This is a genomic window from Leisingera caerulea DSM 24564, from assembly GCF_000473325.1.
GTDB lineage: Bacteria > Pseudomonadota > Alphaproteobacteria > Rhodobacterales > Rhodobacteraceae > Leisingera > Leisingera caerulea.
On record NZ_AXBI01000020.1, the window covers coordinates 127,195 to 142,375 of the forward strand.

Below are 15,181 nucleotides of genomic sequence, written 5' to 3' on the forward strand. Positions count from 1 at the left end.
GCCTAAAATCTGAAGCCCTTAGGCATCGGTCTGGGGCGCAAATGCTTTTCGTTTCCCCGGTGAGAATGTGGACACGCAGGCGCCAGAAAACCGCAGGATCATTTGAAGCCCTGATGCCACCATTTTTTGATTTGCGGAGGGCGCGATGCTAGGGTTACGGAAAACTTGGACACTGGCCTGTAAAGTCATTGAGACCCCGTTCGGGACATTGACGCTCGTAGTGGCAACCGCTGCTCTTGTCTTTGTTCTGACAAAGGGGGAGCCTGATAACGCTGCGAAGCGCGGAAATAGCAAGGCCTCGTCAGCTGCCGAGCTGACTTTCTTCCTGAATAATTGCATGTCAATGCTTGAAGAATTCACGACAGAGAACGGCTTGTCGAATACTGAGGCTATATCTGGTGATTATTGTGCCAAATTGCGGACATTGAAGTATGCAGGGAATACGGGCCAGCTCAGGGACTTTGATTTCTTTCCTCTAATTGGATCGAGGTCCTCACGAGAATAGGCTGTCCACGAAGTGAAGAAAAAAGCGATGATCAGCGGCGGAAGTCACTCTCAAGTAATCAAGTTCGGACAGGGCCGCCTATTCTGCTATAGACGACTTGGCTTCAACTTCACACAGCGACACGGTTTTGCGCTCCTTGCAAAAGCAGGCCGATAATGTCGGAGCGGGTGAGAATGCCCACTAGGCGGCCTTCATTGGTTATAGGCACGGTTTGCACCCCCTGTGCGGCGAGCCGGTTCAGGAGAGCCCCAACTGGAAGGTCATGAGGGACCGTGCCTACTGGAGGGAGCATCACATTCTTTGCCATCAATTTGGCTGCGCGTGCAGGGTGGAACTTGCGGCCGGCATCCCGCATCAGCGCATCTATCAGATCATTTTGCAGAATGAGGCCAACGAATATCCCTTTGGCGTCCACAACAGGGAGGCACTTGATGGAATGGTCGCGGAACAATTTTGCAACTTGCGTCACAGGTGTATCAGGGAGGACGGTAATCAAGTTCTGCGTCATAATGCTGCCGCACGTCACACCTTCAAACCGATGCTGTGCCGCTTCCTCTTCAGCAGCAGCCAACAGGCGTGCGAGGTCCGCAACACCAATGTTGGTCGCTTGGCGGAAGCGCTGCAGCAATTCTTCCAGCTCATCATTGCTCAGTCCCAAGCGGATCTCCTGAGTCTGTATGGGTGCTTGTACGGACTGGCGGAACGGGTATTTGCGGCCGGTTATCCGGTTGTATAAGATACCAGCCATTACTAGGGCGGCTGTCAAGACACTAACCGGCGCAAGCGCGAAGGCGAAACCCGCATCAAGAATTGGCGCCGGGTCCAGTGCGGCCAGCAGCGCTATAGCTCCTCCAGGGGGATGTAGTGCTCTCGCAAACATCATAGCGGTTATAGCGGCGGCGACAGCGAGAGGTGGCCCCCAGGCCAACGGTGCGGTTTGCAAAACCGCAACCGCCGCCATGGCGGAAACCGCATTGCCGCCGATGGCTGACCAGGGTTGAGCCAGAGGTGAGTTCGGAACGGCAAAAACCAGAACTGCTGAAGCCCCCAAAGGGGCGAGAAGGGCGATTGGCACACCAGCGATCGTCGGCCAGGCAAGTGCAAACATCGCGCAAGCGCATAGCCCAGCAACGGCACCGCCCGAGGCGCGCAGGGTTTCTCGAATCTGAGCCGGTGGCAGCGCCGGGGACATGTTGCGCAAGAGGTTTTTCATTGGCCACATCGTTCTAATCGCTCAGAAATGAATCGTACGCCGGCAGCCTGCGCATAAAATAGGCAGAATTAAAACATCTTATCAGGTAGCAAAGCCGATGCAGTCGACAGCTTGGCGCGATGGTGTTCTTCTTCTGGCGTAACACCCCGACGGCTGTTCCCCTCGTACTGGATTGTCGGAAAATCCGTACGTGCAGAAGATATGCTGAGCCGCGTTTCATCCTTGTTTGCCAATTTTAAGGGGCGCGTGCGCTTGCGAAGCGCCAAGCTAACAGAGGTCATGTCCCGCGGCGAGAGGTATTTCCGTGTAGTTAAGGGAGCGATGAGGCCAAACCTTCAGGTTGGAACAGAGCCGGTAAACGAACACTGTCCGCCGATGGGTGCGGTCAACGTTTTGGCATTCGAACACAGCAAGCTCCGTAAATTGGTCCGCGGCCACATCCAACTATGAGCACACATCACTTGCGAATGATGTGAGTATATCAGCCGGGATGACCTGCTTCTGCCATTGAGCCTGCGCACCGTAATTAGTACACTAAATACTTATTCAGACCGAAGGAAAGCCGCATGCGTCTTACATCTTTCACAGACTATGGCCTTCGAATGCTGATGAGGATGGCGAGCCAGCCAGGGCAAGGGTACTCGACGGCCGATCTGGCTGAGGAGTTCCGCCTTTCTCGGAATCACCTGACGAAGATCATGCAGCGGCTGGCGCGGGCAGGAATTGTCGAAACCCGGCGTGGGGCCGGTGGCGGCGCCTATTTACGTATCCCCGCGGAAGACATCCGCCTGGGTGATATTGTTGCGCTGCTTGAACAAGGGCAGGCGCTGGTCGAATGTTTTGGTGACGGAGGAGGCGATTGCACGATTGATGGCAGCTGCCGTCTGAAAGCCCGGTTGCGTAGAGCTGAGAGAGCATTCTTGGAAGACCTGAATCAAACAACACTTGCGGATATCGCACTACCGGCTCGCACCACAGCGTGAGGGCGCAAAACGGGCAAGTATATCCTCGCGTCGTGTCGTCGGGCAAAATTGTTCTCCGAAAAGCGCCGTGACCACCATGTAAAAAAGGCAGCCGTGGTCGCGAGAACGGTTTCGGATGCTCAGGTCTGCATCCTCTTATAGGCGCATCGAAGCATCGGCCCAGGAACAAAGGACGGCTGATCGGCAAGAAACGACGTTTCTCCCAAAACAAATCTGCGCCATCCTCAACCGGCTAGAGCGTGCGGGAAATTTAAGGAACTGGCGCTACTTTATCTCGCGATCTACAACAAGCGTATGCGTCCGTTGAAACTGCTCTGACGGTGTCGGTCTGCTGCCGATAATGTCCATGATCGATAGTGGACATCTTGAGGCACTCCATGGCGGGAAAGAAAGGGCAGAAGAAGCGGTTCTGGTCTGACGAGGAGAAACGTAGGATCTGTGGGCAGGCACGCGCGCCTGGCGTTTCCGTGGCGCAGGTCGCACGTCGCTATGCGATGAATTCGAACCTGCTCTTCACATGGCTGAGGGATCCGCGTTTCGCGTCGGCCGACCACGAAATCTCCAGTGATCCCGGGGATGGCGATCTCTTCCTGCCGGTTGAAATCACCGAATTTGCCACCGAGCCTGACCCGCGAGCTGACCTTGCCGGGACATCGCGTTCGACAGATGCCCGTGTTCTCGCGCAGCGGGTCGATATAACGCTCTCGGACGGGCGACGGGTCGTGGTGGAAGGGCCAACGGCATTGTCGGCGGTTCTCGGGCTGGTGAAGGGCCTGATGGCATGATCCCGGTCCCGAGCAATACGCGGGTCTGGCTGGCTGCCGGGGTCACGGACATGCGACGGGGGTTCAATACGCTCGCGGCGCAGGCCGAGAAGACGCTCGAGGAGGACCCGTATTCCGGCCACCTGTTTGTGTTCCGCGGGCGCCGGGGCGATCTGTTGAAAATCATATGGTGGGACGCGCAAGGCGCATGCCTATTCTCGAAACGCCTGGAGCGCGGGCGCTTCGTCTGGCCTGCCGCCAAGGACGGCAAGGTTAGTCTCAGCCCATCGCAATTGTCGATGCTTCTGGAAGGCATTGACTGGCGCATGCCGCAGAAGACGTGGCGCCCTCTTACCACCGGCAATTTGCCATAGAATCCAACATCATAATCTTCACTTGCGCGCGGCTAACCGGTATAAATCCAGCAATGCCGGAGACGCCTCAATCCCTTCCTTCCGATCCCGATGAGCTCCGCGCCCTCGCGGCGCAGCTGCGCGATCTGGCCAAGTCCCAGGCATTGAAGATTGAGCAGCTCGAACACCAGCTGGCCGGTCATCGCAAGGCGCGGTTCGGAGCCAAGTCGGAAAGCTTGGATCAACTGGCATTCGACCTTCACGAGGACGCCGAGATCGCCACAGCCGCTGCGGCCCAGCAGGAGGAATCCAGTCAGGGCGGTGGGAAGGCCGATGCGGGAAAGCGCAAGCACAGCCGTGCCCCGCTGCCCGACCACCTGGAGCGGCAGTCCGAGGTCCTATCCCCGGGCGAGACCTGTTCCGACTGCGGCGGACCCTTGCGGGCCCTTGGCGAGGATGTGACGCAAGAGCTGGAATACATTCCGGGGCGGTTCGTGGTCCGCGAAATCGTGCGCCCGCGCATGGCCTGCAAATGCTGCGAGACATTCGTGCAAGCGCCGCTGCCGAGCCGCCCGATCGAGCGCGGGCGCGCTGGCCCCGGTCTGTTGGCGCATGTGTTGGTCGGCAAGTATTGTGATCATCTGCCGCTCTACCGGCAGTCCGAAATTTACGCCCGCGAGAAGGTAAATCTCCACCGGTCGACGCTGACTGATTGGGTTGGGCGATCGACGGCACTCTTGGCACCTCTGGCCGACCACATCGGCAAGCTGGTAGCGGCCGGGCCCGCGCTCTTCGCCGATGATACCCCCGTCAAGATGCAGACCGGGGGCAAGACGGGCAAAGCCCAGACCGCGCGGATGTGGAGTTATGTCCGGGACGAGCGGCCATGGTGCGGCCAGGCCCCGCCCTGCGCGTGGTACCAGTTCAGCGTGGATCGCAAAGGCAAACATCCCGCCGCACATCTCGCGGCGTACAAGGGCACCGTACATGCCGACGGGTTCACCGGCTTCAACGGGTTGTTCGGCGAGGGTTTGGCCAGCGAGCAAGCCTGCATGGTGCATGTGCGGCGCAAGTTCGTGGATGTCTTTGAACGAAACGGCTCCACCATCGCGAAGGAAACCATCGAACGGATCTCCAGGCTCTATGCCGTCGAAAAAGATGCACGGTACAAGCCGCCCGAAGAACGTGTCGCCCTGCGACAGACCAGGGCCAAGCCCATCTTCGACGACCTGGAGGCCTGGCTAAAGAGCCAACTGCCGAAAATCTCGGGGAAAACCAAACTGGCTGAGGCCATCCGGTATGCGCTCAGCCGCATGCCCAAGGCACGGGCCTATCTGGAAAACGGCCAGTTGGAATTGGACAACAACATCTGCGAGCGGTCAATCAGGCCGCTGACTCTCGGGCGGAAGAATTATCTGTTCATGGGGTCCGAAGGCGGCGGCAAGGCCGCGGCGATTGCCTACACTCTCATCGAGACAGCCCGCATGAACCGCGTCGATCCGGAAGCTTGGCTGACTTGGGTGCTAACCCACATCGCCGATCACAAGATCAACCGCATCGACGAACTTGCGCCCTGGAATTGGCAGCCAACTTGATGTCAACGGCGGTCACGCCGGACGGATACCAACAAGCTACGCTGCTGCAATCTGGAGTGACCTAGATTGTCTGCCAAGACCGTGTCCGCGAGCGTGTTTCCATCAGCCAGAGCAAGACAAATCGCACAGCGCAACTCGAAGCCTCTGCAGGCGTACGTGGTTCCATCTTGAGTTGGGTCTGTTGCCCGGAAATACTCGACTTCACCATTTTATTCCCCCGAGAAGTTTTCACGGCCGACCGCATGTATCGAAACGGCTATACGCGCGACCTGTTCTGGGTTGGGTATCTGCAAATGGCCAGGGTCCGGGTGGATACGGCACACACTCGCCTCGGCGTTCAAGGCTGCACAGATCTACCGCAGGGCCGACAGCCTGCTCGCGTTCTAGTATCTGTTGGACCACACCGAGGTAGACGAAACAGAGAGATATTTGGGCGTCGAACTCGAAGAAACGGTGAGCTTTGCCGGGAAGATCGAAGTTTAGGTGGCGGGCGACCGGTTTCGGCAGTTCGCTTTCCCTGACCAGTCATGCCTCCGGAAGCCGGATGCTGCAATGCACACTAATGCCCTCAACACACAGCCAACTTGCCTTTCTTCCAACATTATCCTGGGCCTGTTGCTGGCTTGATTGCACGCTCCCAGATCCGGGTGCGGCAGATCCGTTCGGCGGGCCGCACCAGCCCGTCGTGTTCCATTCGTCGCAGGAGGTGCAAGATCCCGCTGTTGCTCATCCCAAGGGCGTCCCGCAGTTCCGCCTGCGTCCGCGGGCGCTCAAGGGCCTCCAGGATATAGCGTCGCCGCGCCTCGGCCTTGCCTTTTTGACGACGTGCCGGGCGACGTGTTTCGCTGCCGGGCCCTGGCATCAGGCTACCTCCTGATCGCTGGTGGCGTCTTCGCGCAGCAGATCCAGAGCTTCTTCAACCGTGGCAGCATAGTGGACCAGCGGACGCTTCAGGCCATGGGTCACAAATACACGCTGGATGTCTCGGGACGCCCCGGTAAGCCAAACCGCGACACCTTGCTTCTGAGCTTTTTGGGCAAGCCCTTCAATCATGTTGGCGCCGGTCGAGTCGAGGAAGGGCACGGAGGAGAAGTCGATGATCAGCGCCTTGTGGCTGACTTGGATGCGGTCGAGTACAGAGCCGATGGAGGCGGCCGCGCCGAAGAAAAGCGCACCGGTGATCCGGTAGATGACCACGTCGGGGTCCGCGGCCCGCTCTTCATCATATTCTCCGCGCGGGTGCGCTGTGTCGGCCTCGTCTCGGCTTACGAAGGCACCGTCTGTGGTAACGTCTGTTGTCCGGCTCATGCGATGAATGAATAAAACCGACCCGAGCGCGAAACCGGTGACGATGGCCTCTGTCAGATCGCGGAGTATGGTCAGGAAGAACGTGGCGCCCAACACTGTCGCCTCACCCCATCCCGAGCGGACGAGGATGGTGACGGCTGGCTTCTCGATCATGTTCCAGGCAACGACGGCCAGAACGCCTGCGAGTGCGGCCAGCGGGATGTAGGAGGCGAGCGGCGCGGCTGCGAACATGAACAGAAGCAGGAATGCGGCATGCAGCATCCCCGCGAAGGGGCCATGCGCCCCGGCCCGCACATTGGTTGCGGTGCGCGCGATGGTGCCGGTCACACAGAAGCCCCCGAAAAGCGAAGACCCTATGTTGGCCGCGCCCTGAGCGACAAGTTCACAGTTTGAGCGATGTCTGCGGCCGGTCATGCCGTCTGCGACAACAGCGGACAGAAGCGACTCGATGGCGCCCAGCAAGGTGAAGGAGATGGCAGCAGGGAGGACTGCGAGGATGCCGTCCTTGGAGAGCGGCGGCAGGCGCGGTGCTGGAAGCGACGAGGGAATGCCGCCGAACCTGGAGCCGATGGTCTGCACGGGCAGCGCGAGAAATGCCGTGGCGGCGGCGGCCAGGGCGACGACGATCAGCATGCCTGGCCAGTGCGGGCGCCAGCGCCGCAGGCCAAGAATGGCGGCCACTGTCGCCGCGGAAACGCCAAGCGCAGCAGGAGTCAGGCTCGACCTGGATGCCCAGAGCGCCGGAAACTTCTCCAGCAGTTCACCAGGTTCATGTTCCAGCGTCAGGCCGAACATCTCCTTGACCTGGCTGGTGAAGATGATGACCCCGATCCCGGCGGTGAACCCGACCGTAACCGGGAATGGAATGAACTTGATGAAGGTCCCCAGCCGCAGAAATCCGGCGGCTGCCATCATCAGACCCGACAGGAATGTTGCAAGGATCATCCCCTCCATCCCATGCTGGCTGACGGTGGCAGCGACCAGCACGATGAAAGCTCCCGCCGGGCCACCGATCTGGAAGCGCGATCCGCCAAGCAGGGAAACCAGGAAACCGCCGGCGATGGCGGTGTACAGGCCTTGTGCCGGGGTCGCGCCGGACGCGATGGCGATGGCCATCGACAGCGGCAGCGCGACAATGGCGACAGTCAATCCGGCAATGGCGTCCGCGCGCAGCTGTGCCAGACCGTACCCCTCGTGCAGAACGGTGGCGAGTTTCGGTGTGAAGAGTTCAGCAAAGCTCGGAGCGCTGCTCTGTCTGGTGGTCTGGTCATTCATCTGTGGCCGCACCTTGGAGGGTTGCGGCGGCATCGTCGGCTGGGTGTCGGCGGTCGCCGTCGCGGGTTGAGGGATCAATGTTTAGGCGGAGGTGCCTTCAGTCGCACACCGCGTCCGCCCGCGGTGCTGGCGGAGCCTTCTCCGATGAGCTGGACGCCGGCCAGTTCAAGCGCCGCGACCACCTTAGTGAGACTCTCTACGACGCCACGGACATTGCCGCTGCTGGCCTCCATGCGCTGGATCGTCGGCACGGACAACCCCGCCAGCTCGGCCAGGGTTTTCTGATCGATACCGATCAGGGCACGCGCCGCGCGCATTTGAGGGCCAGTGATCATAAGGCATATCCAGTATCTTATAAAGGATGGTTAAAGCGTGGATATTGATATGTCAAATATCATTCTTGCCCCCATGCGCCACTGTATTGGAGGTCCGCAGGGCATTGTTGCAGAACTCTCTCGTTGGAGGATTCACAACACGAATCCATGGGATTAAACGGATGGCATGAGCAAGCCAAAGCCCGCCCGCTACCGTACGACGAACTGGTCCGCCTACAACGCTGCGCTTCGCAAGCGCGGGTCTTTGCTGATCTGGCAGGACAAGAAGATGGCCTGGTACGCGCCGCATGAGGGCCGCCCTGGGCGCCCGCCGGTGTTCTCGAATGCGGCGATCCAGTTCTGCCTATCGATCAAGGCGCTATTCAAGCTGCCGCTCAGACAGACCGCCGGGATGGTCGCCAGTCTGCTGCGGCTCGCGGGGCTGGACTGGCCCGTTCCCGACTATTCGACCTTGAGCCGAAGACAGAAGACCCTGAAGGTGCAGATCCCTTATCGCCGTGCAGACGGGCCGCTGAACCTGCTTATCGACAGCACCGGCATCAAGTTTCTCGGAGATGGAGAGTGGCAAGCCCGCAAGCACGGTGTTCAGCGACGCCGCCAATCACTGCCCGGCAGTTGATTGCAAAGCAATCAATGAGAGGGGCGCAAGGTCCATCTGGCCATGGATACCGCCACATCCGACATCCGCGCGGTTGAGTTCACCTCCAGCCGGGAAGGCGACAGACCCGTCCTGCCAGAACTTCTGAACCAGCTCCCGGACGACGAAGACATCGGCACCGTGACCGCAGATGGCGCCGACGGCACCCGCCGCTGCCACAGTGCCATCATCGCACGCCGTGGCACGGCTATCATCCCGATCCGCAAGAATGGCCGAGCCAGGAAGGAGGATTGCCCAGCCGCCCGGGCTCGCAACGAAACCCTGCGCGCCACACGTCACCACGGCCGGGCGTTCTGGAAACGATGGACGGGATACCACGCCCGCAGCCGCGCTGAAGCCAGGATGCGCTGCCTCAAGTCTTTCGGCGAGCGCATCGCCGCGAGAGACCCAGATAGCCAAACCGCTGAAATCCACATCCGCGTCGCACTCATCAACCGCTTCAATGCCCTTGGCACCGCCGAGATCGTCCGCGTGGCCTGAACCTGAGGGGGGAAGGGGAAGTCACGCCTCAAGACGCCTTTCTGCAACAATGCCTCTTGGTGACCACATGCGCGTAGCGGGCGGTGGTGTTGAGCTTGGCGTGGCCCAGCAAGACCTGGATGATCCGCACATCCGTCCCCGCCTCCAGCAGATGCGTCGCGAAGCTATGGCGGAGCGTGTGCAGTGTTGCGGGCTTGTCGATCCCTGCCATGTGTTCTGCGGGGGAGGGTTTTGTAAACCGGGCTGTAAACCGGCGGTTCCAGGGCATGCTGCAGTCCCGGCGCGGCTCAGAGAAGTCCAATGATTTCAATGAGAAGGATTGGCTGGGGTGGTAGGATTCGAACCTACGGTACACGGTACCAAAAGCCGCCTACCCGGCGGTGAACCTCCCTTTCTGCGCAAACTGCCAACGGGCGTTCTTCTAAGCCGCCTACCCGGCGGTGAACATATCGTGTTCGTGAATCGCAGACGGTAGCTTCTTCTAAGCCGCCTACCCGGCGGTGAACGAGCGCTGGCGGCGTCAGCGGCATCGCCCTGTCTTCTAAGCCGCCTACCCGGCGGTGAACTTGATGACCGGTGGCTTGATATCGTGCAGGTTCTTCTAAGCCGCCTACCCGGCGGTGAACCCTTGCCAGAACCATGATACCCCAGCAATTACAATCAGTTAAGCCAAATCATGTTCCGAACCCCTCTTTCCCACCCAAACCGCTAAGCTATTGATTTCATTGCTCTTCAGGAAGCTCCGCAAAAAGATGGTCAGGAAACAGCCTGAATCAGGCCAAGGGTCTCGTGGTAGGCCAGTTCCGGATCTTCCGCAGCCTCACGATCCCGCACCTCGATATCCACGCACAACAGCTGACGCGTCCGCGCCGCGGTGATATCCGCATCCCCCAGCGCGGACTGCCAGGCGCGCTCCGTACTGCCGTGAAAGAGGCTGTTGCGCAGCGGCGGCAGTCCCGCGATCGTATCCGCCGACACGTCATTGAGCAGCGGATCCCACCGGCCGGGAAGACGGTCCCAAGACCATGACAGAGCGGAGAAATCCTCCCCCTTCTGCCAGGCCACGATCTTCATCGACGTGTTGCGCCGGAAACGGCGCAGCCTGGAGTGGCGGCAGCCATGGCGCGCAAGGCGGCTCGAGGTCCAGCCCGTCAGGCTTTCCGCCGCGCACCGGCCGCCCAGAAAGCCCTCAAAAAGCGCGTCTTCCGCCACCGGCAAGGGCTGGCCCGCTGCGGGCGCCAGAACCATGCGCGCATCAATCGCGCCGGGCGCCCCCAGGAGCTGCCGCGTCTGCCGCCCCTCCGCCCCGAACCCCACCAGGTTGATGCGCCGCACGCCGGTCTCCCCGGGCAAACGCGTCTCCACCCCCGGCATGGCCAGAAGACCGCCCTCATCCAAGGTGACCAGCGGCGCCTGAAGGAGCGCGACATTCGGAGCCGCGGCCTCTCCGGGCCGGTGCCGGCGCACCCGGCCCGCCGCCTGAACCACGGAGCGCGTGCTGGACGGATCCAAAATCGCATAGTCAAAATCAAGGTCGTTCCCGGTCTCGATGACCGGCGAGCACACCAGCACGATCTCGATGTCCCGGACGCCTAACGCCCGGGCGCGCTCAAAGAGCCCCTCGCTGAGGCACAAGCCCCGCAGGCCCGCATGCGGATCCTCCCCTTTACGGGTCAGCGCGCGCTTCAGCTGATCCTCGATCCAGCCCCGGCCCAGCCGCGTAAAGCGCGAGTGCAGGCAGATCACGGCGCGGATGCGCCCCTCTGCGGGATCCGGAAGCCCCATTGCAAGCCGGGCCGTATGGCTGATCCGGGTTGCCCGCACGAAGCCCGCAGACAGCCGGAAGCCGTCGACCTCCACAGCATGACGATCATGCATGCGGCTGCAGCAGTCCGACACGGCCGCAGGAAGATCCTCGAGGCGGTCGAAGCTGAGCAGCTCCGCCATGCGGCGCGCCGGGGCCGCGGCAAGAGCCGCCAGAACCGCCTCGCGCGTCCGGGCAAGGCAGCGCGCAAAGTCGATGCCCTCATCCGTCCCGGCAAGGCTGCCAGGCGCGTCCGAAGTGCAAAGCGCATGCACATGGTCGCGCAGGCCGAAGGCTTTTGCATGCGCCGACCAGCCAGCACGATATGCCGCATAAAGCGCCTGGGCGATGCGCGGGGTGACCGTCGCCGACATGATAATCAGGCGCCGGCCCGCCACGCCGGTCTGGTAGGCAAGCCTGCCAACCACGGCGAGGTCTTCTGGCGAATACTGATCGACCTCATCCAGAACCAGGTCAGATGTGGCAACACGCAGCGTGGCCGCTAGATGCCGGGCGCGCTCAGGGGAGGCGGAGCCTATGACGTTGTCGATCGTGGCGCACAGGATCGGGCAGGACGCGAGCTTCCTTAGCTTGGAGCCCCGGTTCCGCCGGAACGCCCCGTCCCGCTCCGCCAGCAGATCGACAAATGCCGGAACATTCCGATCCACGTCATGGGTCAGGCCGAGCAGCCAATCATCTTCGCCCTCCGCGCCGTCTTCCGGAATTTCGGACCCGGCCCCGATCACGTCGATCGGATCCAGCCCGCCCAGCATGTCCCCGGAACCGGTCTCAACCTTTTTTGCATCACGGAACGCAATCGGCGGCGAGCCGACCATGACCGAGACGTCACGCTCACTGAAGCCCAGATCCCCGATATACTCCTTCCCGGATTGCGTCGCCAGAACCCGGAGGCCAAGCCCCAAAGTAAAGCGCAGGCTGCGCCGCTCCGGCACCGCATCCGCAAAGGCGGCCGCGGCCAGGATGGACGGCGCGGCGCGGGTCTTCCCCGTGCCGGTGCCCGCCATGAGGCAGGCGAAGAACCCGCCCTCGCCGGAGGCAGCGAGCGCCGCGGCCCGCGCTGCGGCCTGACCCTGCCAGCCGAAGCGGCCCGCAGAGGAAGGGTATCGGATGGATTTTGGAACCTCGGATTCAAGCAGACCCGGATAGCTGAGCCGGGAAGAGACCATCGCGTCAAAGGAGGATCTCGCCGCATCGACCACCCGCTCGACATGCCTGTGAAGGCTGTCAGCGGCATGACGGCCGTCCTGGGTGGTGTTTGCGATATGCCCCCGGCCGCCATCGCGGGACTTTTCTTTCCGGGCGGAGGCGAAGTGGTCGGCAAGCATCAGCGATGTCCGCCCGTAAAGGTCCAGCACGTCCAGAACCGGATCCGGCTCCGTGATCTTGCCCAGCTCCCGCTGCAGGCGCGGGATCCACCCCTGCTCGTGCCAGAATGGCAGCCCGTCGGCCACCTGAAGGGCATCCGCCGGCAAGTCCGCATCCAGGTTCATATGATGGTCGGATCGGATCGCTGCAAAATCCTCGGTTAGCATTGGCTGGCGATGATGACCCAGAATAAGCAGCCCGACGGCCTCGGCAAAGCCCCCCTGATCGAGGAAGGAAAAGGGAACCGCAACCCCGTCCTGCGCCGCCCGCGCCGCGGCATGGGCCTCACCCCCGCGGCGCGCCGCGGCAGACATCGCTTGGTCAATGGCCGCAGCGTCGATCGCCTTCAGGCGGCCGTCCATGCAAAGCTCATCCCAGGCAAGTGCCGAGATCATTTCGTGGCGCACCGCGTCAGGAACCGTCTCCCGGCCCGCGATCGCCGCGCGCAGCTTATCCTGAAAGAGCCGGGTGGCCTTCCCGAGGTCATGAAACATGGCCGCGATGCGGATGATCGCCCGCATGGTGGCGGCGGTTCCGCTGACCGGCTGCCGGCAGGCGGCCCGTCCATGCGTCGCAATCGGCGCCTGGCCGTTTTCATCGAAGCGCTTCCGGCTTCCCACCCTGAACAGGACCCTGTCTTCCCGCTCCGACCGGCCAAAGCCATGAACGGCAACGGATGTGGCCCGGGTCGCAGTGCTCTTGAGGTCCCTGGAGATCCTGTCGAGGCACTGATTAGATGCGTGGCCGCGCCAAGTGCGATCCCCGATCCTCATGAGGTAGCGATCGAGAACCCAGGCCGACTTCGCACGGGATCTGCCCGTCGAGCGGCAAACCGCAACCACCTCTCTCATCGCGCACTCCCCGGATTGTTCGTATGGCCCGTCAGCTCCCTGGGGAGCGTATCTTCCATGACGCCGATCAGATGCTTGAGGATCTTCCGGTTTCGGAAATTGTCCATCACCTTGGCACGGAAGACCTTCTCCAGATCCCCTTTCAGCCGGCCTTTGGCCGCCGCGAAGGCATAAGGGAGGATGATCGCCTCCTTCACCGTATCGGCCAGGTCGAACACAAGCCCGCCGGACCGCGTTTTGCCGTGCATCACCGGCATATGCGGCGGGATGCCCAAAGCCCACAAGGCAGCGCCCGCATAGCCGTAGGCCAGGTAATTGCCGTGATCGATGCAGCCATTGGCCAGGTCCTGGGGTGCCTGACCGGCGCGGATCTGCCTGCCCTCGCCCGGCGCCCGGGTGAATCCGCCGGATTTAGCAAGCCCGGCCGAGCGCGCGAACGCCGCATAGAGCGCCTTGGCATAATCCCCCTCGTGCCCAAGCAGGGCCTGGATGTCGCGCGCATTTTCAATGCCCTTGCGAAATCTTGAGATTGCGGAGGTCAGCGTACGCTCGTCCAGATCCAGAAGCTCTTCGCCGAGGTCCAAGCCGATCTTGGACATGAAATCGCATCTCGCCCGCATCAAGGATTTCGCCATCTTCAGGCTTTCATCCGGTTGCGCGTATGCCGTGAGCATGCGCCGGAAATGCGCGGTGCCCGAATAGCTGGTGAGGGCGCCATAGAAGAGCGGCGCGCCATCCGTTCCGGTAAACGCCACGAAGACGCCCTCCTCGGAAAGCAAGCGGGCCGCCTCTTGGGTGATCGAGGTTCCCTGCCCCAGGAACAGGATGGCCAGGTTCGCATAGGGCACCGAGTAGTCTTTTCGCAGCTCATCCTGTGCGATGCGGTAGATCACCCGGCCATGATCCGCATGCACCCGCGCACGCTCAAGCCAGATCGCCTGCTCGCGATGGGTCACAAGCAGGCGTGGCGCATTCCGGGTTCCGCGGGTCTCACTCATGCGGCTCAGGTGCGGCTGGCAGGACGGAAAGCCCGGTCAGGGTGGACAGCCCGTAGCTGTTCACATGCACAGGCGAGCCGGTCCAAACGGCCTTGCCGGCCAGGAAGCTGATCTTGCGTCCCGCTTTCAACGTCACGAAACCGCCCCCCATGAACCCTTCCGGCTTCACGGGACGGGCCGCAGGGGCTTCACGGCCTGCTGCCGAACCGCGTGTCGCTGCGATATGGGCGGCACGACGGGCATCACGCCGGGCCTGACGGGCTGATCCGGCCGCGCTTCCCTTCTCAGGGGACCGGTCCCGGACAAGGTATGTGCCCATTGCCCCGGCTTCGAAATCGACCTCCCGCAGCCGCGCCGAGAACATGTCCCGCCGCTGAAGCTTGGACAGACCCTCATCCTCGACAACCGCCGAAAGGATGGCCTCGCTGCCAAGGAGAGTGATCGTGCTGCCAAGCGCCTGATACCCGCGGGCGCCGGACGCGGCCGGCAGCGAGATGGCCGCAAAATCCTGTGGAGAAGAGTGCCGGTTTGCGCGATGAACAGCGCCGAAGACTGCACGCAGAATATCCGGCCCCGCCCCCAGATCGAGCACTTCGCGATAGGGGCGGATGCGGACCTTGAAGGCGGGATCGCAATGTCCCGCCCCGGCCGCCAGGGAAGTGGCGCTCGTCAT

10 protein-coding genes, 3 pseudogenes and 1 CRISPR repeat array are annotated in these 15,181 nt (G+C 61.8%); of the genes and pseudogenes, 5 read left to right on the top strand and 8 right to left on the bottom strand.

Translation table 11 applies throughout. The annotated features are described in order from the left end of the window. Window positions 1–614: 614 nt before the first annotated feature. A complete protein-coding gene (locus CAER_RS0104010; RefSeq protein WP_027234188.1) occupies window positions 615–1,718 on the bottom strand; it encodes an HPP family protein in 1,104 nt (367 codons plus the stop codon). Window positions 1,719–2,284: 566 nt separating this feature from the next. Between CAER_RS0104010 and CAER_RS0104020 the strand changes: the two genes are divergently transcribed. The 4 genes from CAER_RS0104020 to tnpC all read left to right on the top strand — a co-directional run bounded on the left by CAER_RS0104020 (window position 2,285) and on the right by tnpC (window position 5,413). Further along, on the top strand, window positions 2,285–2,701 hold the full coding sequence (locus CAER_RS0104020; RefSeq protein WP_027234190.1) for an RrF2 family transcriptional regulator: 417 nt from the start codon (window positions 2,285–2,287) through the stop codon (window positions 2,699–2,701). 377 nt (window positions 2,702–3,078) lie between these two features. After that, entirely contained in the window at window positions 3,079–3,486 is a 408-nt protein-coding gene (tnpA, locus tag CAER_RS0104025) for an IS66-like element accessory protein TnpA (RefSeq protein WP_027234191.1), read from the top strand. Beyond that, the gene (tnpB, locus tag CAER_RS0104030; RefSeq protein ID WP_027234192.1) at window positions 3,483–3,839 is read left to right on the top strand and encodes an IS66 family insertion sequence element accessory protein TnpB; all 357 of its coding nucleotides are present in this window, start codon (window positions 3,483–3,485) and stop codon (window positions 3,837–3,839) included. Before tnpA ends, tnpB begins: the two co-directional genes overlap by 4 nt. Before the next feature lie 53 nt (window positions 3,840–3,892). Continuing rightward, on the top strand, window positions 3,893–5,413 hold the full coding sequence (gene tnpC, locus CAER_RS0104035) for an IS66 family transposase (protein WP_027234193.1): 1,521 nt from the start codon (window positions 3,893–3,895) through the stop codon (window positions 5,411–5,413). 861 nt (window positions 5,414–6,274) lie between these two features. On the opposite strand, the gene CAER_RS0104040 is transcribed toward tnpC, so the two are convergent. Next, the gene (locus tag CAER_RS0104040) at window positions 6,275–7,996 is read right to left on the bottom strand and encodes a SulP family inorganic anion transporter (RefSeq protein WP_027234194.1); all 1,722 of its coding nucleotides are present in this window, start codon (window positions 7,994–7,996) and stop codon (window positions 6,275–6,277) included. 74 nt (window positions 7,997–8,070) lie between these two features. Beyond that, the gene (locus CAER_RS0104045; protein WP_027234195.1) at window positions 8,071–8,331 is read right to left on the bottom strand and encodes a helix-turn-helix domain-containing protein; all 261 of its coding nucleotides are present in this window, start codon (window positions 8,329–8,331) and stop codon (window positions 8,071–8,073) included. Between the two features lie 166 nt (window positions 8,332–8,497). Here CAER_RS0104045 and CAER_RS27430 point away from each other — a divergent pair. Next, window positions 8,498–9,469: pseudogene (locus tag CAER_RS27430) on the top strand (IS5 family transposase). 55 nt (window positions 9,470–9,524) lie between these two features. On the opposite strand, the pseudogene CAER_RS29550 reads toward CAER_RS27430, so the two are convergent. The 5 genes and pseudogenes from CAER_RS29550 to CAER_RS0104075 form a co-directional block, all read right to left on the bottom strand. Then, a pseudogene (locus CAER_RS29550) lies at window positions 9,525–9,689 on the bottom strand (tyrosine-type recombinase/integrase); the annotation flags it as partial. A gap of 137 nt (window positions 9,690–9,826) precedes the next feature. Beyond that, a CRISPR array of direct repeats spans window positions 9,827–10,095; the repeat unit is 29 nt; unit sequence TCTTCTAAGCCGCCTACCCGGCGGTGAAC. A gap of 130 nt (window positions 10,096–10,225) precedes the next feature. Further along, window positions 10,226–13,279, bottom strand: a complete 3,054-nt coding sequence (locus tag CAER_RS0104065) for a CRISPR-associated endonuclease Cas3'' (protein WP_027234197.1) — start codon at window positions 13,277–13,279, stop codon at window positions 10,226–10,228. A gap of 6 nt (window positions 13,280–13,285) precedes the next feature. Then, a pseudogene (locus CAER_RS30750) lies at window positions 13,286–13,510 on the bottom strand (hypothetical protein); the annotation flags it as partial. Further along, window positions 13,507–14,508: a type I-F CRISPR-associated endonuclease Cas1f gene (gene cas1f, locus CAER_RS0104070; protein WP_027234198.1), complete on the bottom strand. Its 1,002-nt coding sequence runs from the start codon at window positions 14,506–14,508 to the stop codon at window positions 13,507–13,509. The gene cas1f and the pseudogene CAER_RS30750, both read right to left, overlap by 4 nt. Continuing rightward, the gene (locus CAER_RS0104075; protein WP_027234199.1) at window positions 14,501–15,181 is read right to left on the bottom strand and encodes a type I-F CRISPR-associated endoribonuclease Cas6/Csy4; all 681 of its coding nucleotides are present in this window, start codon (window positions 15,179–15,181) and stop codon (window positions 14,501–14,503) included. The genes cas1f and CAER_RS0104075 overlap by 8 nt, the downstream gene beginning before the upstream one ends.